The following is a 20,721-nucleotide window of genomic DNA, read 5'->3' as shown; positions in this document are numbered from 1 at the left end:
TCAGTCCCGCTCCAGCCTGCCGACCGTGGTCTTGAGCCGCCCGACCGAACGCTCGCGGCCCGCGGCCTCGAGCTGGCCGATCGCGCTCAGGTATTTGGCGATCACGATGTTTTCGTCAAATTGCGCGATGGCCTTGTGGCGGCCGGCCGCCCCCATCCGCAGGCGCCGCTCCTCGGGCAGGCGCGCCATGTGCAGCATTTTTTCGGCCAGGTCGGCCGCGTTCCTGACCTTGCACAGCAAACCGTTTTCCTGGTCGTCGACCACATCCCTGCAGCCGGCGACATCGGTGGCGATGATGGGCCGCGCCATAGCCGCGGCTTCGAGCAGCGAATGCGGCACGCCCTCGCGGTACGACGGCAGCACGATGCAGTCGGCCTGGCTCAGGTAGGGACGCACGTCATCGGTCTCTTTCAGGTACTGGACCAAGCCGCTTTTCTGCCACTCCATGATTCTGGCCAGCGCAATCGAATTCGGATTCTTCGTGTCGACCGGCCCCAGCAACTGGAACTGCACGCCGGGCAGATGCTGGCGCACCAGCGCGGCCGCCGCGGTGAATTCTTCGACACCCTTATCCCGGAGCATTCTCGACACCAGGAGGAAGCGGAATGGCCGCTCACCGGGCAGCACAGTCTCCATCGGCTGGAAATGCTGCAGGTTGATCCCCGACCCGGGCAGCACTTCCGCCACGCCGGGCCGGGCCAGGCCTTGCTGGACGAACAGGTTGCGATCGTCCTCGTTCTGGAAGAACACCCGGCGCGACTTGCGCAGCGAGACCCGGTACAGGCGCTTGACCAGGCCGGTCAGCAAAGTGTTCTTGATGAAGGTCGCTCCCAGGCCCGCGATATTGTTGATGACCGGGATGTCCAGGCCATGCGCCGCGATCGATCCGTACACATTCGGTTTGATCGTGTAGCCCAGATAGGCGAGCGGGCGCACCGATTGCAGCACGCGCCAGTACTTGATGAGGAGCGCCAGGTCGCGGCTCGGGCTGGTTCCATTATTGTCCATCGACAGCCGCTTGAAGCGGCAGCCGAGCGGCGCCAGGCGCTGCGAATAGCCGTCCTCGGGCGCCATCACCATCACGTCATAGCCTTGCCGGTTCAGGGCTTTGACCAGGCCCGAGCGGAAATTGTGGATGTTCCACGCGGTGTTCACAGAGATAACGATTTTCTTGTTCATCATCTTCCATCCTCGATCATGTTGCTGCGCCGACGCCCCAGGCAGCGAGGCGTGTCATGCATCGTGTTTCCAAGGGGAGCGCAGTGCCCGGCATGCCGCGTCGCGACCGCCGCGCCGGGTGGCGGATGGGCGCGGTCTGCCGGGCGCTGCCGGATCTAGCTCGTGTGACAGGACATCAGTGCCATGTGCTCGTCGTCGTCCACGCCGTGCGCCGCTTGCCGTTCGAGCCAGGACTGGAACATCAGGACGTCCCACAAGTGATACTGCCAATTGCGCTGGCCGGACAGATGCTCGTGCCACTTGCGGCGCAGCTGCGCCGGGTCGAAATAGCCTTCGCTGCGCAGGCGCGGCTCGGCCAGCAGTGTCTCGGCCCAGTCGCGCAGCGGACCGCGCAGCCAGCTGTCGATCGGCACCCCGAAGCCCATCTTCGGCCGCTCGATCAAGGCGCGCGGCACATACTTGTAGAGCACCTCGCGCAAGGCCCATTTGCTCACACCATTGCGCAGCTTCATCGATTGCGGCAGCCGCCAGGCAAACTCGACCACCCGGTGGTCGAGGAACGGCACCCGCGTCTCGAGCGACACGCTCATCGCCGCGCGGTCGACCTTGACCAGGATATCGTCCGGCAGGTAAGTGAGCAGATCGAGCGCCATCATGCGCTGCACGCCATCCAGGCCCGTCAACGGCGGCGCCTCGCCCCGCAGCATGGTGGGCGGTTCGGCGCCGCCCAGCACCAGCGCTGCCGGATCGTCCCAGTGCGACACCAGGCCAAGGTACAGATCATCCAGCGTGGAATGCGACAGGACCTGGGCGCCCTTGTGCAGCTTGTCGCCGGTATTGGCGAACCGCATCGATGGCGGCAGGTAGCGCGCAGTGCGGCGTGCCAGCCGGTTCCAGGTATCGATCGGGACGGCAGTGATGCCTCTGGCCGCGAGCCGGCGCAGCGGCAGCGGCGCGGCATTCACGGTCTTCCAGAGCCTGGCGGCCAGCTGATAGCGGTTGTAGCCGCAAAACAGTTCGTCGCCGGCATCGCCCGACAGCGACACGGTGACGTGCTGCCTGGCCAGCTGCGATACCAGGATCGTCGGCAGCTGGGACGAGTCCGAGAACGGTTCGTCATACACCGACTGCAGGCGTGGGATGATCGACAGGGCCTGCTGCGCATGCACGTACAGCTCGGTATGCTCGGTGCCGAGATGGGCAGCGACCGCCTTGGCATATTCGGCTTCGTTGTAACCCTCTTCGTGAAAGCCGATCGAGAACGTCTTCACCGGCCGTGCCGACTGCGCCTGCATCAGGGCCACCACGGTCGAGGAATCGACGCCACCGGACAGGAAAGCGCCGAGCGGAACGTCGGCGATCATCTGCGCCTGCACCGCGTCCCTGAGCAGGGCATCCAATGCCTCGACCGCCTGTTCGGCGCTGCCGGCGAACAGCGCCGCCACCCCGGCGGTCACCTGGTGCGGGCCGGACCAGTAGCTCGTCAGCCTCGGTTCGCGCGTGCGCGCCGACACCGTCAGCAGGCATCCCGGCGGCAGCTTGGCGATGCCGCGGTAGATCGAATGCGGCGCCGGGATGTAGCTGTAGCGCATCTGCAGGCACAGGGCGTCGCGGTCGATGTCGCTCTCGAACGCCGGGTGGGCGCGCAAGGCTTTCAGTTCGGAACCGAACAGGAACACGGCACCGCTGCCGCGCCCCTGCCAGCCGTAGTACAAGGGCTTTTCGCCGATCCGGTCGCGGCCCAGCGTCAGGGTGCCGCTATGGCGGTCCCACACGGCGAAGGCGAACATGCCCACCGTGCGCGCCAGCGCTGGTGCGATGCCCCAGGCGTCGAAGCCGGCCAGCAGGGTTTCGGTATCGGAGCGGCCGCGCCAGGCCGGTGACGCCGAACCATCCACCCCGGCCTCGAGCTGGCGACGCATTTCCAGGTGGTTGTAGATCTCGCCGTTGAACACCATCACGTAGCGGCCCGAGGGCGAGTGCATCGGCTGGTGGCCGGCCGGCGACAGGTCGAGGATCGACAGCCGGCGGTGCCCCAGCGCGATGCCGCGCTCCCCATCGATCCAATAGCCGCCATCGTCCGGCCCGCGATGGCGGATGGTGTCGGTCATGCGCTTGAGTACCGCCTGCTGCCTGCCCTTGTCGTGGAACGGGACCGCTCCCAGAAAACCGCTCAGTCCACACATCAGAATTCCCCTCTCGCGATGACGTTTTCATAAATGCGCTCGAAGCGCTCGCGCACATAACTCATGTTGAACAGCGCGCCGATGCGCTCGCGCGCACGCTGGCCCAGCTCTTCGCGGTAGTCGGGCCCCAGCGCCACCAGCCCGGTCACCCCTTGCGCCAGCGCGGCGGGATCGGCCTTGGGCACCAGCACGCCGGTATCGGCCATCAGCACCGCGACGTCGCCGACGTCGGTGGCCACGCACGGCAAGCCCATCGCCATGGCCTCGCCCACCGCGTTCGGAAACGCTTCGGTGCGCGACGACAGACAGAAGATGTCCATCGCCGCCAGGCAGGCCGACACGTCGGCGCGCTCGCCCAGCAGGACGAAGCGCCCGGCATGGCCGGTGGCGTCGATCCAGCGCATCAGGTCTGCATTCCCGGCATCCAGGTTCTTGCCGACCATCAGGAAACGCAGGCGCTCATGGCGCTGCGCCAGCTGGCCGGCGGCGGCCACGAAATTGGCATGGTCCTTGTCGAGATTGAAGCGGCCCAGGGTGCCGAGCACGATGTCGTCGTCGCCGAAGCCGCACTGGCGGCGCAGCAGGCCGCGCTGCGCGCGGCTCGAGGCCAGTGTCGACAGGTCGAAGCCGTTGCCGACCACCACCATGCGCGCCGCGTCGTAGCCCACCAGCGAATGCGAGCGCCGCGCCGCCTCGGCCACGCACACGATGGTGTGCGGAATCCAGCGCGACAACGAAGCGCACAGCTGGCGCACGACCGAGGTGGCGCGCGCGCAGCCGCCGTCGACGTCGGTCGTGCGCACGCCCCAGATGACGTTGCGGTTGCCCGCGATGCGCGCGGCCAGGCCGCCGAGGAAATCGGCGTGATACAGCCAGGTCTGCACGATGTCGGGTCGCATGGTGCGCACCAGGCGGTACAGCTGCAGGAAATGCGATACCGGCGAGCGCCTGACGTCGAGGACGATCAGCTTGATGCCGGCTTCGACGAAGCGCGCATACATGCCGCCGCCGGGCGTCAGCGCGATCACGGTATGCGTGTACTGGCTGCCGCGGAATTCGAGGATCAGACGATACAGCGCGGTCTCGGCGCCGCCGACCGCAAGGCCGGTGATTACATGCAGGATGTGGCGTGTCATTGCAGATCCCGGTGATTCGAATGGATGATGGGCGCGGCCGCGCCCGGCGCATTGGCTGCGTCGGCAACGTTGGCAACCCCGGCCGCCGGCGCACGCTGGCCCGCCGAGCCGGCCGCCAGTGGCGGCGCGGCGAAGTCGCCCATGTTCTGGCTCTGCATGCCGTAGGCGTCGGCCAGCTTGCGGTAGTGGCGCACGAGGGCGTCCAGCAGGGCCAGGTTCTGGTCGAGATGGATGCCGAAGTTATGCGGATGCCACCACAGGTGGAAAATGCCGCCGGTGCGCGCCGCGGTCGTCATGCCCTGCTTGAGGCGCTGCTGGCACAGCGCCAGGAATGGCCGGCGCCGCGCGGTCCAGGGATACAGGAACATGCTGGCCGGCAGATTGACCAGCGCCCCGTGGCGCCGTTCGCGCACCGCGCGCGACCCGCTCAGCGGCAGGCAGGCATCGGCAAAGCGCGCCAGCCGCCCGGCCAAGCCGCCGACCACCGCATCGCCGTTCTGGTACAGCCAATGCTCGGCGTTGCCGCGATACACCTCGATGCCGGCTCCAGGCAACACGGTCAGGAAGTCGGCGACAATCTGGTTACGCGGCAAGACCAGGCTGCGCATGCTGGCACCCATCTCGGCGGCGATCGATTGGGCGCAAGCCAGGTCGGCCGCGAAATGATCGGGCGTCGCGCCCGCTTCGCTGCAATAGAAATGGCTGTAGGTGTGCGATGCGAGCTCTTGCCCGCCGGTCGCCAGGATGCGTTCGACCAGCGGGCGGGCGAAGAACAGCTTGGCATGCTCCTTGACCAGGCTGTCCATCGCATACGGCGACACGCCCGGACGCACGTAGTCGGGCAGGATGGCCGGCCGCACTTCGCGCCAGTGGCGGTAGTTGCGGCACATGATCATCCCGACGGTGGCCCAGGTCACCCGCAGCTTGTGGCGGTCGAACAGTTCCAGCAGGCGCGGGATGGCCTGCCATTCGCCCAGCACGTTGCGGCCGTAACTGGCAACCGTCTGCGTATTGCTGACTCCCCAGAACAGCTCGAAGTCCAGCGAAATCACGAATTTTGCAGTAGTCATGAATACGTGCCAGATACTGGTTCGTTGAATGAACAGGCGTTCAGGAATGCCCTTGCGGCAGGCCGTTGGTCCATGGAATGGGGGAGGTCTTGTACCTTACCGAGATCAATGCGAACGTCGCCAACCAATAGGTCGCGGAATCGAACATCAGGTGCGTGAACAGCGACATGAAGGCAAAGATGCAGGCCAGCGCCAACTGCAATCCGCGGTCATCGAAAAAGCAGCCTTTCCATAAAATCACCAGCAGCCATGCCCACAGGCCGATACCGAAAATGCCATATTCGGCAGCGAGCAACAGCAGCTGGTTATGGGTGCTGCCGCGATGCGCCCAATATTGCGTGGCACCGGCGCCCGCCCCAAAAATTGGATTCTGTAAAAACATTTCCCAACTAGCGCGAATCACATCGGCGCGCTCTTCGGAACTGTCATCATCGAACGTAAAACTGGAGAAGAAATTGAGACGAGACAGGAGATTGTTCGAGGCGTCTTCGAACTCCTGGCGCGAATGAAGATAGCTTTCGAATTGGCCGACAAAGGCGAGGGAAATTCCGAAAACAATGGCGGTCGTAACGAATGCCGATTTGGGCAATGTCTTTTTGAAGACCAGCATGAATAACAGTAACACCCAGGCGATGATCGACGAGCGCGAAAACGTCGCCATCACCCCTGCCCCGGCCAGCAAGAACAGCGGCAGGCGATACCTGAGTGCGGTCACCGCGCACGCCAGCAGGAACACGTGCAGGATGGCTTCGCCCGCCATGGTGGGATTGATGAACATGGCCGCGGCGCGCCCGAGCACGGCGCCACCCGTATCCAGCGGATACAGTACGCCGGGCCTGGCAAAGTCGAACATGACGGCGCACGGCAGCAGGATCGTCAATGCCACGAATACGTACAGATAGGTCTTTCGGGCCGATACGTAAATCGCGAAACCGAGAAAGAGAGCAAACAGCACATATTGCGCGCGCGTCGTCACCAGCGATTGGCGCGCCTCGCCATAGTTATCGGCGAAATAACTGCCCGCCAAATCGTTTGTTGCGGGGAAGTTCGCCAGATGGATGAGATTCAAAACGAGAAATACACTCGCCCACAGTACGAATGGCGAACCGAGATAGGCGCCAAGAGCCCGGTAATGGATGACGAACAAAGGCGCAATCAGGGCGAAGACGCCGAAGAAAATGTATTTGGGAAGCAGCGCCGAATTCAATACGTACAGATAAATTGGCAGGTTCAGGTAAATCGCAGCCAATGCGCCGCTCAGTAGCAGCGTCTGGTACCAGACCAGCAAGCGACCGCCATGGCTCGTGGCCGGTGCCACCAGGGGCGGCTGCGCGGTATAGGGTTGCTGATGAAAGGCGCCGGGATTCATGCGTCCCCCGTTGCCGTTGTGGTTGCGGATGAAATGGCCGACGCGGTTGCCGGTGTGGTTTTCGGTGTGGTTTCCGACGCAGTTGCCGATGCGGTTGCCGGTGTGGATGCTGGTTTGGTTGCCGATGCGGTTGCCGGTGTAATTGCCGATGCCGTGCCGGCGGCATATGTCGCCGCAGGCGGCGCCAGTTCGTCGAACAGCGCTTGCCACAGGCTCGCGATCCGCTCCACCGAGAAGCGATCCCTGGCCTCCCTCGCCCTGGCGGCGAAGCGCATGCGCAAGCCACCGTCCTCCATCAGGCGGTCGAGTGCCCCCAGCAAGGCGTGCATATCGCCCGGCGGCACCAGCAGCCCGTCGATGTCGTGCCGGATGATGTCGCGCGGCCCGGTATCGCAATCGACGCTCACCGCCGCCAGTCCATGCGCCAGCGCTTCGGCCAGCGTATTCGGAAAGCCCTCGGACAGCGACGTCATCACGTACAGGTCGGCGCGTCTGTACCACTCGCTCATGTTACCGGCGATGCCCGGCATGAACACCCGTCCCATCAGGCCGTGCTCTTGCACCGCCGCCTCCAGCGCGCAGCGCTCCGGTCCTTCGCCGAGCATGACCAGGTCCCAGTCGGAATGGCGGCCGGCGAGCTGCGCGAAAGTGTCGATCAAGGCGGTCAAATTCTTGACCCGGTTCAGGCGCCCCACGGCAAGCAGCACCTTGCGTTCGGGAGGCGTCACGGCCTCTGGAGCGATGCGCGGCGGCTGATCGGGCAAGGGCCATACGGTGGCATTCGGTACCACCACCACCCGCCTTGCCGATGAATTGTTCTTGATCCAGTGCGCGCACTCATGGGTCAACGCGACCACCGCCGTGAGCCGGCCATACATCGTCTTGCGCAAGCGGGTCCAGATCAGGCCCAGCGGCGCATGTGGGGGATAGTCGCGCTCGGAGCCGATCGTGGCCAGGTGCGGCAAGCCGCCGGCAGCCAAGGCCAGCAGCACATTTGGCGTGCTCATCAACGAGACGGCGACGGCAGGACGCAGTTGCCGCAGGATGCGGCGCAGCGCCAGCACCCGGCGCAGATTGTGCAACAAGGCAGCCAGCACATTGCCGCTGCCCGCCGACAGGTTCAGGGCGATGCGCCTGACCTGCGCATCGAGCCGGTAAAAGTCGTCGTCCGCGCGCTGCAGGGTCACGACGGTCACCTCCTGCCCCTGGCGCGCCCAGAAGTTGGCCAGTGTCGCAGCGGCGCGCTCGGCGCCGCCGCCGGCCAGGTTATTGGTGAACAGAAGGATTTTCAATGGGATCGCTCGCTGAAGAAATGCCGGTGGCCGTCCGCGCTCAGGCGCGCCGCAAGATGAGCCAGAAGAAGGCCGCATTCAGCCCGTAGACCAGCATCGCCGCCAGCGCGATGCCATTGATGCCGAGACCGGGCACCAGCAGGATGTTGCCGAGCACCTTGCCGGCGCAACCGATGACACCTGACCAGAAAATCAGCATGTAGCGGCGCTGGCTCAGCGCATAACTGACCAGCACCATCGACGAAAAATAAAACGGCAGCTGCGGCAATCCATAGCGCAGCACGTCGGCCACGACCTGGGTGTCGTCGGCCCCGAACTGGCCGCGCTCGAACAGGAGCCCGATGATTGCCGGCGCCAGGACATAGCCCAGCAACATCGCGGCAATGCCCGCCATGAACATCAGGCGCGCCCAATGGATGGCGACGCGGTACACGTCGCCGTTCTGGTCCGACCTGGACTGCGAGAAGACCGGCAGCGTGGCGCGCGAGACGGCGATCGCCGCCAGGCTCAGGATCAGCGACAGGATGCGGTTGGCGTAACCGAGGGTGGCGATCGAGCCGGTACCGAGCCGCGCCGCGTAGAACTGGTCGATGATCACCGTAAAGCTCATCAGCGCCTGGCCGGCGAGCATGATGCCGAAGCCCTGCCAGAACGCCCGCCATTCGGGTGCGGTGCGGCCGAATGCGGGCGGCTCCAGCTCGCCGCGGCGTGCGTTCGGAACCAGCAAAGAGATCAGGTGGAACACGCCGCCGACGACGGTGCCCCAGACCAGCGGCTCGATACCGGGATTGGCGAAGGCCAGGACCGCTGCGGCGATGAAGATGGTCGGGACGCTGTCCAGCAACGTGTTGAGATGGCGGCTGGCGGACAGCATCCAGGCCGACTGCAGCGCGATGAGCAGGCCGAGCGGCAGCAACAGGACCAGCCCGGGCAGCGCGGCCTGCGCCAGCTGCGCCGAATGCGGCGGCAAGCCGCTGCGCTCCAGCGACAGCATCGCACCGATGCCGGCCCAGGCCAGCACGGCCAGGCCGAGTCCCAGCAGCAGCGCGAATCCAAACAGCTCGGCGCGGAAACGCGGCATCGCCTCCGGCTCGGCCATGCGCATGCGCGCCGCCAGCGGGACCAGCACGGCAGTCAGCACGCTGGTCCAGATGCCGATCGGCCAGGCCACCAGGTTATAGATGAACTGGTAGGCGTCGACCTCGGCCGCCAGGCCATAGCGATAGGCCACCGCCATTTCCTTACCCGCGCTCATCAACTTGCCCAGCAAAGTGAACAGTACGACCGTCAGCATCCCTTTCAGGATGGCCGCGTGATGCGGATCGGCCGTCCTGAAGCGCGTGCCGAGAACGTTCAACAGATTCACGTCGTTCCCTCGCCCTGCATTGCTGCGCTCTCCCGTTGTTCGCATCTGGCGTTGCGCATCAAACGTTGTGTGGCAGAGACGCTCGCATGCCGAGGATGTCGGCATCGAGGGACATCAAGCCGGCAGCGACCGCCTGGACGCCCGCTGCTGCAGGCGCTTCCTGTTGCTGACGTTCGATGTACCAGGGAATGGTGACCTTCAGCCCGTCATACAGCCGGTATTCGGGCGCGTAGCCGAGCTTGCGCTTGGCCTTGCCGATGTCCGCCTGCGAATGGCGCACGTCGCCATTGCGGAAGGCGGTGTAGGCCGGGTTCCTGCTGACGGCGACGCCATTGGCGTCGAGGATCTCGCGCAGGTGATCGAACAACTGGTTCAGGGTGGTCGCATCGCTGACCGCGACGTTGTAGACCTCGCTGAGGTCGTCGCCGGTCGCCATCGAGGCCAGCAGATTGGCCTGCACCGCATTGGCGACGTAGCAGAAGTCGCGGCTGGTATTGCCGTCGCCATTGATGATCACCTGCTTGTCGTCCAGCATCGACGCGATCCATTTTGGAATCACTGCGGCGTAGGCGCCGTTCGGATCCTGGCGTTTTCCGAATACATTGAAGTAGCGCAGGCCCGTCGTTCGGAAGCCGTAGCAGCGCGAGAACACATCGGCATACAACTCGTTGACGTATTTGGTAACGGCATACGGCGACAGCGGCCGGCCGATATGCGCTTCGACCTTGGGTAAGGCCGGGTGGTCGCCATAGGTCGAGCTCGAGGCCGCGTACACGAAGGACTTCACCGGCGCGTCGCGCGCAGCGACCAGCATGTTCAGGAATCCATTGACGTTGGAATCGTTGGTGACGATCGGGTCTTGCACCGAGCGTGGCACCGAGCCCAGCGCAGCCTGGTGCAGCACGTTGTCGACACCGGCCACGGCTTCCCTGCACGCACTGATGTCGCGCACGTCGGCGCGGATGAAACCGAAGCGCCGCCATTGGGCTTCGCTGACCTGCTCGCGCACTTCGTCGAGATTGTAGGCATGCCCGGTCGACAGATTGTCGAGCCCGATAACCGTCTGGTCCAGGCTGAGCAGCATTTCAAGCAGGTTGGAGCCGATGAAGCCCGCGCAACCTGTCACCAGCCATTTCTTTGGGTTTGCCCGCAGGTTTGATTTAATCCATTCAAATTTGGTCATGAATCTATCCCTGTCATATGTGCGCATCGAACGAAAAACAGACCGGCCCAAGATTGGCCCATGTCAGCGTGGTGGACGTCCGCGCCGTGCATCAGATCGCCCTGCTGCGGGGCTGTGGCCGCAGTCCCAGAATCACCGCCGGATTGCGGCAGCGGCCCCAGTGCCCGCGCACCAGCCGCATGTACACCGCCACGTAGGCCAGTATCTGCACCAGCACCAGCATGACGGCGGCGCCGGTGCTCTCGCCGAGCAGGACCGCGCAGACCGTGGCCGTCACCAGCCAGCCGGTCACGAAGCAGGCCACGCCGGCATTGCGCATCCATGGATACTTGTCGGCCCTGATCCGGTGGCAGGCGACGCGCCGGTAGAACAGCGAGTGCAGGTGCAGGCGGTCGGGCGCGCCGACCAGTGCGTTGCGCAGCATCTTGCGGCGGTACATGCTGAACAGTACTTCGATCACTGGGTAGGCGTAGATCGCCAGGATTTGCCAGGCATTGATTCCGGGATTACGGACGATCGTCAGCACCGCCACTTCGGCCGCCCAGAAGCCGATGAAGTAGGCGCCGCCGTCGCCCATGAACAGGCGTCCGGTCGGGTAGTTCAACAGCAGGAAGCCGATGGTCGCGCCCATCCCGGCCAGGGCCAGCTGCGTGACCAGCACGTCGCCGCCTTTCCAGGACAGGTAGCCGGCGCCGGCCAGGATCACGACCACGGTGCCGCCGGCGACGCCATGGAAGCCGTCGACGATATTGATCGAATTGGTCACCCCGACGACCGCGAAGGCGGTCACGGCCAGCGACAGCGGCACCCAGTCGAGCACCCCGTCCAGGATCCAGATGTCGAGGCGCGGCAAGTGCGCGCCCAGCAGCCAGGCTGCGAGGAAGGCGCTGACGAAGACCGAACACAGACGGGTGCGCACCGACACCTTCTTGGTTAGGTCTTCGATGATGCCTGCCAGGAAAGCAGGCGTGGCCGCCAGCAGGAACTTGAGGATGATCAGCCTGGTCTCTTCGCGCACGGCGACCGGGTAGTAGTCGAAATGACCGAACACGGGCACCGCCAGCACGCCGGACAGCAAGGCAATGCCGCCGGTACGCGACACCAGTTGCTTGTGCACTTTCTGGACGCCATTGACATCGACATCGAAGGAATAGCGACCATGCCAGCGCTCGGTGACGATATTCAGGGAACACACGATCAGGCTGACTAATAAAGCGATCAGGAAAGTTTCAATCAGGCCTGAGGAAAATAATTCAAGGAATGCCAATTCAACCCCACGGTAAATCGCGCCCTCGACTGCCATGGCAAGCTCCATGATTGCGCCTCCGAGTTTCGACATTGACTGGCGCAGCATATCTGGACGATATATCTGCGCCGGCTGGTGTTGTGACGATCACTGCACGTTCACGCAACGTTTAACTCGGTGCAAATGTTTTTAAATCTCCTGCACAGCATTACTTTAGCAAAGCGACTCGCGGCAAAAGGTTGGAAAAATCGATCCTTGATGACTGGATCATCGAGGTCACATGGTTTTTTATAATCGGTTCACAAAAGAAAAATATTGCTGAGCTTCATGCAATCCATTTGGAAGGCGTATTTGAAAAGATAGACGCAGCCGGCCGCCGTTCATCGATGATTCGACGAACGTGAGATCAAGAGGTGAGGAAAATGAAAAGCGTTGCTGCGCCGCAGGAATAACGAATTAAGCGCAGAAGAGAAATGTAGTGCCGACGACGTTTAAAAGGTTAAACAAATCCAATGGCAGCAATCACGCCACACTGCCGCATCGAGCACGACGCGGCAGGCGCACGGTCGCCGCCGTCAGTCTTCCGCGGATTTCTTCTGGCGCGCTTCGCCATCGCCGCCATCGGCCACGCCGGCGCTGGCCATCAGCCGGCGCACGCTGTCGAACTCGCGCGCTCCATGCTGTCTGCCGACGATGGCTTTCTTCAGGATCGACGCCATGACGCCGAGCAGCACGCCCAGGAAACACGCCATGAGGATCCGGGTCGGCAGGCCCAGCGTCACCGGCTGGGTCGGCACCTCGGCGCGGTCGATCAGGCGCACGTTCACATTGTTCGACAGCGCCAGGGCGTCGAGCTTGTGGCGGGCGTTCAGCAAGGCGATATTCATCTCGTTGTTGATCTGCTTGTCGCGGTTGACGGTCACGACCTCTTGCTGGGCCGATGCGATGGTCTTGCGTTTGGCCTCGATATCCTCCAGGTCGCGCTGCAGCTCATGGATATGCTTGCTTACCGTGACCACCTCCGGATGCAGCTCGGCGAAGCGGCTTGACAATTCCACCTTGCGCTGCTCGCGCTCGGCCAGCTTGGCCTGCAGCGCCACCGACTGCTGGGAAAGAATCCTGGCCTCTTCGCTCAGGTCCGACGTGCCATGCAGGCGCAGCACTTCGCTCAGGCGCGCGTCCAGCTTTTGCAGGCGCTGCTTCGATTCCTCGACCTGCTGGTCGTAGAACTGCAGCTGGCTTTTGGCCTCGAACGTTTTCTGGGCAGCCTGCTGCTGGATGTATTCCTTGCCGAGCGCATTGAGGATCAGGCTGATCATCTCGGGTTTCGAGCCGCGCAGCGCCACGCCGATCACGTTCGACTGCTTTCCCCTTTCCGAGATCGCGAGCGAGCGCTGCAGCTGTTCGACGATCTGGACCGTGGAACTGCGCGTCACCACGAATTGCGCACCGGGTTTCGCATGGACCGCCGCCACCAGGATCTCGACCGCGCCATACCTGGTGCCGGCGCGCGCGACGTGGCCGGTGCGTCCGTTCAGGCGAAAGCCGAGCTCTTCCTGGACGAGGGTGAAGCCCTGACCAGCCGTGACGGTCAGCACGAAGGGCTTGCGCAACATGGCATCCGGCACCTTCATCGATGCAATCTGCACATTGTCGGCACCCCATACATAACCGCCATAGCCGAACAATCCCGGGGTCGAAATACGTCCGTTCTGACTCGCCACGAAGGCGCCCAGGACCGGAAAACGTTTCGGCTCCACGCTCATATCGAGTTTCAGGGAACTGACGACGCGGGTCAGGATCGAGCGCGAGCGCAGTATTTCCACTTCGGTCGCGGCCGGAACGTCGACCTGGAATTCGCCCGACGGCGGTGCATTGCGCTTTATCTGGAGCAGGATATTCGCTTCATACATCGGCGTCACGGTCAGCGCATACAGGATGCCCACGACAGCGACAATCGATGCTACGGCTGCGATCAGCCAGATGTTCCTGAAGATGTCGCCATACTGCAAAACCGACTCGGGCAATCTGCCCCCATCCCTGCCTTTTTTCCGCAACTGTTGCAGATATCTGTTCATGATCGATCGACGTTACTGGATGCGGTTGAAAAAGCCACGACGGGAAGGAATGCGGTTGCTGCCACCAGGTTTCGGGAAGCGCCTCCGGCGCATTGACACGGCGCCGGGGCTCACGCCCCTCTGCCTTATGAATAGCGCTCGCTGCAGGCGTGCAGCGACTGGGCGAAGCCGCGCGCGGCCGAATCGGCGGCCGACGGCCGTCCCATGCTGAGATACAGGGGCGTCGTGTAACTGCAGCCGCTGGCGACCGGCAAGACGCGCAGCTGGCCAGCGTCGACGCTGTCCTGCACCAAATGGCGCGGCAGCCAGGCGTAGCCGGTGCCTTGCTTGAGCACGCCAATTGCCCGTTCGAGGCTGGTCACGCTCCAGGGCCGTGCATGGCGCGCGGCCTGGCTGTCGGCCTCGACCGGGAAATAATCGTTGGAGTCCGAGATCACCAGCTGGCACTGGGTGCCGAGGTCGTGCATGGTGAGCTCGCGCCTGAGGCCGAACAGCACATTGTCGGGATGGGCCACCGCGATGTATTCGATGTCGATCAGGGGCCTGCCGATGAAACCGAACGCCACCCGGCTGCTGATCGCCAGATCGGCCGTGTTGTCGCGCAGCGCCTGGTTGGCCTGTTCCGGCGTCGCTTCCTTGACTCGCAGCCGGATACCGCGTGCCACCGGCGAGGTCTTGCGCAGCGCCAGTGTAAGCAGGTCGGGCGGGAAGCTGGGATCGACCACCAGGCGGATTTCGGGTCCCCACCCTTGCCGCAGATGGTCCGCCAGCTCTTCGAGTTCGATCGCATGGCGGATCAGGTCACGCGATCGTTCGAGCAGAATCTTTCCTTCTTCGGTGATGTGCGCCTTGCGTCCTTTCAGCTCGAGCAGGGGCAAGCCAAGCTGCTCCTGCAGCTTGGCGATGGCGTGGCTGATGGTCGACTGGGTCACGTGCAGATTATCGGCCGCCCCGAAAAAGCCGTCGAAATCGATTACCGCATTAAACATCTTCCATTGTTTAAGACTGATCCTCAAATTCCTGGCCTTTACCGCAGCCGCTTCGATATTCGCCGGCCCGCCCGCCATTTCCAATAGTTTTTCCGAATTTACAGCCCTGCCTAAAGGGTCGTTCATTTTCATATCGGCACCAGCAATCTCGAGACTTATTTCGAAATAATTTATCGAAGACCAAAAAGCTGAAGATCATGACGAAGGTAATGAAATTTCTCGTCTGAGCGGGTCGGAAATTTCCCATTATCAACAACACCGGGGACAGTATCGCACGCATGGTTTTCCATTACGTGGAGTGACGACGCATCTCATTCCGTTGAAGATATATTAAGAAAGGCCATCTTTAAATCTCTGCGCACGCTCAAGCTATGAATTCAATTTGGCTTACAAGCGACATAGATTCTTTTAAGAAGGAGCTTTAAGGAAATACCGTTATTTCCTTAAAGCTTGAAATGCGCGGGTATTCGAGAGAGCATTCGCGCATCCTCACATGCGGCCGCTCATGGCGCACCGCTGACGCAAGATCGCGACTCGCCGTATCATAGGAAGACTCGGCCGGCACCATTCACTTTGCCGGCTGGCATCCAACCGATTGCAACCTCAACCACAAGGAACACCATGTCCGAAAAACTCGTCATCACCACCGCCGAAGGCAGCTTCGACTGCTACGTGGCCCGCCCCGACGTCGTTGGCACCTATCCGGTAATCATCGTTCTGCAGGAAATTTTTGGCGTGAACGAAGGCATCCGCAGCATCGCCGACAGCTATGCCGCCAAGGGCTATATCGCGGTGGCGCCGGACCTGTTCTGGCGTTCCGAGCCGGGCCTGTCGATGTCGGAAGCGGTCGAAGGCGACTGGGCCAGGGGCTTCGCGCTGTACCAGGCCTATGACTTCGACAAGGGTGTGCAAGATATTGCCGCCACCATCAGCGCGGCGCGCACGCTGGAAGGCGCCAGCGGCAAGGTCGGCGTCACCGGTTACTGCCTGGGCGGCCTGATGACTTACCTGAGCGCGGCGCGCACCGACGCCGACGCCTTCGCGGCCTACTACGGCGGCGGCACCGACCAGTACCTGGCGGAAGCCAAGAACATCGGCGCGCCGATCATCTACCACCTGGCCGGCGCCGACGACTACCTGAAGCCGGAAGCCCAGGAACAGATCAAGGCCGCGCTGGCCGACAAGCAGGACGCCGAGGTGCACATCTACCCGGGCTGCGACCACGCCTTCGCCCGTCCGGGCGGCAGCCACTACGACGCAGCCGCGACGCAGCTGGCCAACAGCCGTACCGACGAGTTCTTCGCGTGCACCCTGCGCTAAAACGAGACAGCGCCTGACGGTGCAAGCCGTCAGGCGGGCACGCTGCTGCGCGCCTGCAGCAGCAGCGTCTTGATCTCCGGCACGCACGAGCCGCAGTTGCCGCCGGCGCGCAGGCAGGCGGTGACATCGGACGCCGTCTTGAGGTCCTGGTCGCGGATCGCGGCGCAGATCGTATTGCGGCCGACACCGAAGCAGGAACACACGGTCGGTCCCGGATCGGCCCCTTGCGCCGGCGCGCGCCCGGCCAGCAGCATGGCCCGCTCGCGTGCTCCCAACTCCCCTTGCGCGAACAATCCGCCCAGCCAGGCACGCGCCGGCAAGTCGGGCCGGCGCGACACGAACAGGCAGGCCTGCAGCCGCCCATCCACCACCAGCGCCGCGCGCAGCGTGCCTTCCGAATGGTCCTGGTATTCGATCCAGTCGCTGTCCTCATCCGCACCGAGCAGCGCGCGCGCCGTCTCGAACGACATCGCCTCGCGTCCGCCCAGCTCATAGCGCACGAAACCGCTGCCGCGCACGCGGGTCCAGTGCGCCACGCGCTCCAGGTTCAATTCAGCGCGACTCAAGATGAAGCCGTACCAGGCCACGCCGAACGGCTCGATCCGCACCGGCGTGTGCTTGAATTCCGGCTCGCCCGACACCGGATCGACTTCCGGATTGACGACGGCGCCGACGCGCGCATCGGACGCGTTGCTGCCGTTCCAGTGGATCGGCACGAACGCCGCGCCGCGCGCGATGCCGCCGCCATGCGCCACGCGCGCCACCATCGCGCCCCAGCGCGACGTCACGCGCGCCAGCTCGCCCTCGCGCACGCCGGCCAGCAGGGCGTCGTGCGGGTGCAGGTCGATGAACGGTTCCGGCGCATGGCCGGCCAGGCGCGGCGACTTGCCGGTGCGCGTCATCGTATGCCACTGGTCGCGCAGGCGGCCGGTGTTGAGCACCAGCGGATACTCGCCGCCGGGCGCATTCACCGGCGTGCGCGGAGCGGTCGCGATGAAGCGCGCCTTGCCGTCCGGGTGAGAGAAACGGCCGTCGCCAAACAGGCGCGGCGTGCCGCCGCCATGCACCGGCAAAGGCCACTGCACCGGTTCGAGTGCGTCATACGCGGCTTGGTCCATGCCGACCAGCGCATCGAGCCGGAAGCGGCGCTCGCAAGCTCCCTCGCTATTGCGCCACACCGACAATCGCGCATGCTCATCGAAGATCTGGTGCGCGCCGGTGTAATCGAAGCCCGCATATCCCATGCGCCGCGCCACGCCGCACAGCGCCCGCCAGTCGGCGCGCGCCTCGCCCGGCGCCGGCAAGAACGCGCGCTGGCGCGAGATGCGGCGCTCGGAATTGGTCACCGTGCCATCCTTCTCGCCCCAAGCCAGCGCCGGCAGCATCACGTGCGCGTAGGGTGCGAGGTCGGCCTGCGCCACCACGTCCGACACCACCACCAGTTCGCACGCGGCCAGCGCACGCCGCACCTGGTCGGCGTCCGGCATGCTCACCACCGGGTTGGTGGCCATGATCCACACCGCCTTGACCTTGCCCGCTTCCACCGCGCGGAACAGGTCGACCGCCTTCAGTCCCGGCTTGCCGGCGATGCGCGGCGCGTCCCAGAAGCTGCGCACGGCGTCGCGGTGCTGCGCGTTGTCCAGGTCGAGGTGGCTGGCCAGCATGTTGGCCAGGCCCCCTACTTCGCGCCCGCCCATCGCGTTCGGCTGGCCGGTCAGCGAGAATGGTCCCATGCCCGGCTGGCCGATGCGGCCGGTGAACAGGTGGCAGTTGATAATGGCATTGACCTTGTCGGTGCCGCTGCTGGACTGGTTCACGCCCATCGAGAAGGCGGTGACGACCTTGCCGGTGCGTGCGAACAGCGCATAGAACTCGCGCAGCTGGCCGGCATCGATGCCGCAGGCGCGCGCCACCTCGTCGACATCGCCGCCCGCGCGTGCGACGTCGAGCGCGACCCCGATGCCATTGGTATGGGCGTCGATGAAGCCCTGGTCGGCAGCGCCTTCGGCGGCCAGATAAGCCAGCAGCCCGTTGAACAGCCGCACGTCGCTGCCCGGTTTCAGCGGCAGGTGCAGGTCGGCCAGCTCGCAGGTGGCGGTGCGGCGCGGATCGAGCACCACGATGCGCAGTTCCGGGCGCGCTTCCTTGGCCTTGACGATGCGCTGGAACAGCGTCGGATGGCACCAGGCCGCGTTCGAGCCGACCAGCACGATCGCATCGGCCAGCTCGAAGTCTTCATAACAACCCGGCACGATGTCTTCGCCGAAGGCGCGCTTGTGGCCGGCCACGGCGGACGACATGCACAGGCGCGAATTGGTGTCGATGTTGGCGCTGCCGACGTAGCCCTTCATGAACTTGTTCGCGACGTAGTAATCCTCGGTCAGGATCTGGCCCGAGACGTACAGCGCCACCGCATCCGGCCCATGTTCTGCGACGATGCGCGCAAAGCCCGCGGCCACCGTATCGAGCGCCTGGTCCCAGCCGGCGCGCGCCAGCGCACCGTCGCGGTGCAGCATCGGATGCAGCAGGCGTCCGTCGAGGCCGAGCGTCTCGCCGAGGGCCGAACCCTTGACGCACAGGCGGCCGCGGTTGGCGGCGTGGTCGTTGTCGCCTTCGATCAACGCGCCGCCGCCATCGAGCGGTGTAGCCTTGACGCCGCAGCCGACGCCGCAATACGGACAGGTGGTGCGCATTCCTTGCGGGATGATCGGCATGAACATGGTGGCTTTCTTCAGGCGGCCTGCGCTTCGCACAGCGCGGGGCCGAACAACAGGCGGTCGCGCAGCGCCGAGACGTCGGCGCCGCGCTGGATCAGGTCGAAATACCAGGGACCGTCGGCGACGTCGCCGTACAGCACCGCGCCGGTCAGGCGTGAACCGGCCAGTACCAGGCGCTTGTAGACGCCGGCACGGCGGTCGCGCAGCACCAGGTCTTCGGTACCCGGTCCGCCGACGATGTCGCCGGCCGAGTACAGGTCGATACCGGTGACTTTCAATTTGGTGGCGGTGGCCTGCTGCACGTAGCGGCGATGTCCGAAGCCGGCCAGGTGGGCGGCGCACACGCGCGCCTGGTCCCAGATCGGCGCCACCAGGCCGAAGGTGGCCTTGCGGTGCTGCACGCATTCGCCCACCGCGTACACGCGCGGGTCGTAGCTTTGCAGCGTGTCGTCGACCACGATCGCGCGCTCGACGTGCAGCCCGCAGTCGCGCGCCAGCGCCACGTTGGGACGCACGCCCGCCGCCATCACCACCAGGTCGGCCGGGGTTTCCCGGCCATCGGTAAAGCGCACGCCGCTCACCCTATCGTCGCCGAGGATGGCGGCGGTCTGCACGCCGAGCAGGATGCGCAGGCCGCGGTGCTCGAGCGCGGCTTTCAGGAGCAGCGACGCGTCGCCGTCGAGCTGCTGGTTCAACAGGCTGCCGGTCAGGTGCACCACCGTGACCGCCATGCCGCGCTTGAGCAGGCCGTTGGCAGCTTCCAGTCCCAGCAAGCCGCCGCCGATTACCACCGCATGCCCGCCCTGCTGCGCGGCGGCCAGCATGGTGTCGACATCGTCCAGGTCGCGAAAGCCGACCACGCCGGGCAACTGCGCGCCCGGCACCGGCACGATGAATGGTTGCGAGCCGGTCGCCAGCAGCAGGCGGTCATAGGCGACCTCCAGGCCCGAACGCGCGCGCACGACCCGGCGGCGGCGGTCGATCGCCACCACCGGGTCGCCCGCGTGCAGGGTGATGCCGTGCTGCTGGTACCAGCTGCGCGGATGCAGCACGATCTCGTCCGCCGTCTTCTCGCCCGCCAGCACCGGCGAGAGCATGATGCGGTTGTAATTGACGCGCGGCTCGGCGCCGAACACGGTGATGTCGTACATGCCGGCATCCAGCGCCAGCAGCTCTTCCACCGTGCGCATGCCGGCCATGCCGTTGCCCACCACAACCAGGGAGGGCTTCAGGCCGCGACCCATACCCTGCCCCCGTCGATGCGCGCCGGATAGCTGGCCACCGACTGCGCCGGCGCTTCCAGGCATTCGCCACTCTGCAGGTCGAAGTGCTGCTTGTAGATCGGCGACGCGACCACGATGCGCTCGCCGATGCTGCCGACCAGGCCGCGCGACAGCACGGCGGCGTCCGAGATCGGATCGTGGTTGTCGATCGCGAACACGCGCGGTGCGGCGTCGCCGACGCGGAACACCGCCACCTGGCGTCCGTTCAATAGGGCGCACACGCCGGTGTCGGGCACGATCTCGTCCAAGCTGCAGACGGCGGTCCAGTTGTCGAGTTGAAGGTCTCGCTGCATGTCGTTCTCCTGAG

15 protein-coding genes are annotated in these 20,721 nt (G+C 64.6%); 1 reads left to right on the top strand and 14 read right to left on the bottom strand.

Annotated elements, in window-relative coordinates:
- From RTQ83_RS04760 to RTQ83_RS04710, 11 genes are all read right to left on the bottom strand, one after another.
- Positions 1–1,182, bottom strand: a complete 1,182-nt coding sequence (locus RTQ83_RS04760) for a glycosyltransferase family 4 protein (protein WP_312511560.1) — start codon at positions 1,180–1,182, stop codon at positions 1–3.
- A 152-nt stretch (positions 1,183–1,334) separates the two neighbouring features.
- Complete coding sequence (asnB, locus tag RTQ83_RS04755; protein WP_312511559.1) at positions 1,335–3,365, bottom strand: asparagine synthase (glutamine-hydrolyzing); 2,031 nt, start codon at positions 3,363–3,365, stop codon at positions 1,335–1,337.
- The gene (locus RTQ83_RS04750) at positions 3,365–4,501 is read right to left on the bottom strand and encodes a glycosyltransferase (protein ID WP_312511558.1); all 1,137 of its coding nucleotides are present in this window, start codon (positions 4,499–4,501) and stop codon (positions 3,365–3,367) included. Before RTQ83_RS04750 ends, asnB begins: the two co-directional genes overlap by 1 nt.
- Positions 4,498–5,571, bottom strand: coding sequence for a polysaccharide deacetylase family protein (locus RTQ83_RS04745; protein WP_312511557.1), 1,074 nt, complete (start codon positions 5,569–5,571; stop codon positions 4,498–4,500). The genes RTQ83_RS04750 and RTQ83_RS04745 overlap by 4 nt, the downstream gene beginning before the upstream one ends.
- A 40-nt stretch (positions 5,572–5,611) precedes the next feature.
- Entirely contained in the window at positions 5,612–6,331 is a 720-nt protein-coding gene (locus RTQ83_RS04740) for an O-antigen ligase family protein (protein ID WP_312511589.1), read from the bottom strand.
- A 605-nt stretch (positions 6,332–6,936) separates the two neighbouring features.
- Complete coding sequence (locus RTQ83_RS04735) at positions 6,937–8,310, bottom strand: glycosyltransferase family 4 protein (RefSeq protein WP_312511556.1); 1,374 nt, start codon at positions 8,308–8,310, stop codon at positions 6,937–6,939.
- Positions 8,273–9,598: a lipid II flippase MurJ gene (gene murJ, locus RTQ83_RS04730; RefSeq protein WP_312511555.1), complete on the bottom strand. Its 1,326-nt coding sequence runs from the start codon at positions 9,596–9,598 to the stop codon at positions 8,273–8,275. Before murJ ends, RTQ83_RS04735 begins: the two co-directional genes overlap by 38 nt.
- Positions 9,599–9,656: 58 nt before the next feature.
- On the bottom strand, positions 9,657–10,781 hold the full coding sequence (locus RTQ83_RS04725) for an NAD-dependent epimerase/dehydratase family protein (RefSeq protein ID WP_312511554.1): 1,125 nt from the start codon (positions 10,779–10,781) through the stop codon (positions 9,657–9,659).
- Positions 10,782–10,872: 91 nt separating this feature from the next.
- Entirely contained in the window at positions 10,873–11,976 is a 1,104-nt protein-coding gene (locus RTQ83_RS04720) for a glycosyltransferase (RefSeq protein ID WP_312511553.1), read from the bottom strand.
- Positions 11,977–12,602: 626 nt separating this feature from the next.
- Positions 12,603–14,054, bottom strand: coding sequence for a GNVR domain-containing protein (locus tag RTQ83_RS04715; RefSeq protein WP_312511552.1), 1,452 nt, complete (start codon positions 14,052–14,054; stop codon positions 12,603–12,605).
- Between the two features lie 176 nt (positions 14,055–14,230).
- Positions 14,231–15,172, bottom strand: coding sequence for a LysR family transcriptional regulator (locus RTQ83_RS04710; RefSeq protein WP_312511587.1), 942 nt, complete (start codon positions 15,170–15,172; stop codon positions 14,231–14,233).
- 543 nt (positions 15,173–15,715) lie between these two features.
- On the opposite strand from RTQ83_RS04710, the gene RTQ83_RS04705 reads away from it, so the two are divergent.
- On the top strand, positions 15,716–16,414 hold the full coding sequence (locus tag RTQ83_RS04705) for a dienelactone hydrolase family protein (RefSeq protein ID WP_312511551.1): 699 nt from the start codon (positions 15,716–15,718) through the stop codon (positions 16,412–16,414).
- 29 nt (positions 16,415–16,443) lie between these two features.
- Here RTQ83_RS04705 and RTQ83_RS04700 read toward each other — a convergent pair whose 3' ends face one another.
- From RTQ83_RS04700 to nirD, 3 genes are read right to left on the bottom strand one after another with little or no spacing between them, the layout of a single operon-like run.
- The gene (locus RTQ83_RS04700; RefSeq protein ID WP_312511550.1) at positions 16,444–19,134 is read right to left on the bottom strand and encodes a molybdopterin-dependent oxidoreductase; all 2,691 of its coding nucleotides are present in this window, start codon (positions 19,132–19,134) and stop codon (positions 16,444–16,446) included.
- Between the two features lie 11 nt (positions 19,135–19,145).
- Entirely contained in the window at positions 19,146–20,375 is a 1,230-nt protein-coding gene (locus tag RTQ83_RS04695) for an FAD-dependent oxidoreductase (RefSeq protein WP_312511549.1), read from the bottom strand.
- A complete protein-coding gene (gene nirD / locus RTQ83_RS04690) occupies positions 20,360–20,707 on the bottom strand; it encodes a nitrite reductase small subunit NirD (protein WP_312511547.1) in 348 nt (115 codons plus the stop codon). The genes RTQ83_RS04695 and nirD overlap by 16 nt, the downstream gene beginning before the upstream one ends.
- Positions 20,708–20,721: the final 14 nt, after the last annotated feature.

This window comes from Massilia sp., from assembly GCF_031995545.1.
Classification (GTDB): domain Bacteria; phylum Pseudomonadota; class Gammaproteobacteria; order Burkholderiales; family Burkholderiaceae_D; genus Telluria.
This window is presented reverse-complemented; position numbering and strand designations above follow the sequence as displayed.

Coding starts and splice junctions, on each gene's coding strand:
- RTQ83_RS04705 (WP_312511551.1), top strand. CDS start 15,716: ATGTCCGAAAAACTCGTCATCACCACCGCCGAAGGCAGCTTCGACTGC.
- RTQ83_RS04700 (WP_312511550.1), bottom strand. CDS start 19,134: ATGTTCATGCCGATCATCCCGCAAGGAATGCGCACCACCTGTCCGTAT.
- RTQ83_RS04740 (WP_312511589.1), bottom strand. CDS start 6,331: ATGGCGGGCGAAGCCATCCTGCACGTGTTCCTGCTGGCGTGCGCGGTG.
- RTQ83_RS04710 (WP_312511587.1), bottom strand. CDS start 15,172: ATGGCGGGCGGGCCGGCGAATATCGAAGCGGCTGCGGTAAAGGCCAGG.
- RTQ83_RS04750 (WP_312511558.1), bottom strand. CDS start 4,501: ATGACACGCCACATCCTGCATGTAATCACCGGCCTTGCGGTCGGCGGC.
- RTQ83_RS04760 (WP_312511560.1), bottom strand. CDS start 1,182: ATGATGAACAAGAAAATCGTTATCTCTGTGAACACCGCGTGGAACATC.
- RTQ83_RS04695 (WP_312511549.1), bottom strand. CDS start 20,375: ATGGGTCGCGGCCTGAAGCCCTCCCTGGTTGTGGTGGGCAACGGCATG.
- RTQ83_RS04725 (WP_312511554.1), bottom strand. CDS start 10,781: ATGACCAAATTTGAATGGATTAAATCAAACCTGCGGGCAAACCCAAAG.
- RTQ83_RS04735 (WP_312511556.1), bottom strand. CDS start 8,310: ATGCGGCCTTCTTCTGGCTCATCTTGCGGCGCGCCTGAGCGCGGACGG.
- asnB (WP_312511559.1), bottom strand. CDS start 3,365: ATGTGTGGACTGAGCGGTTTTCTGGGAGCGGTCCCGTTCCACGACAAG.
- nirD (WP_312511547.1), bottom strand. CDS start 20,707: ATGCAGCGAGACCTTCAACTCGACAACTGGACCGCCGTCTGCAGCTTG.
- RTQ83_RS04745 (WP_312511557.1), bottom strand. CDS start 5,571: ATGACTACTGCAAAATTCGTGATTTCGCTGGACTTCGAGCTGTTCTGG.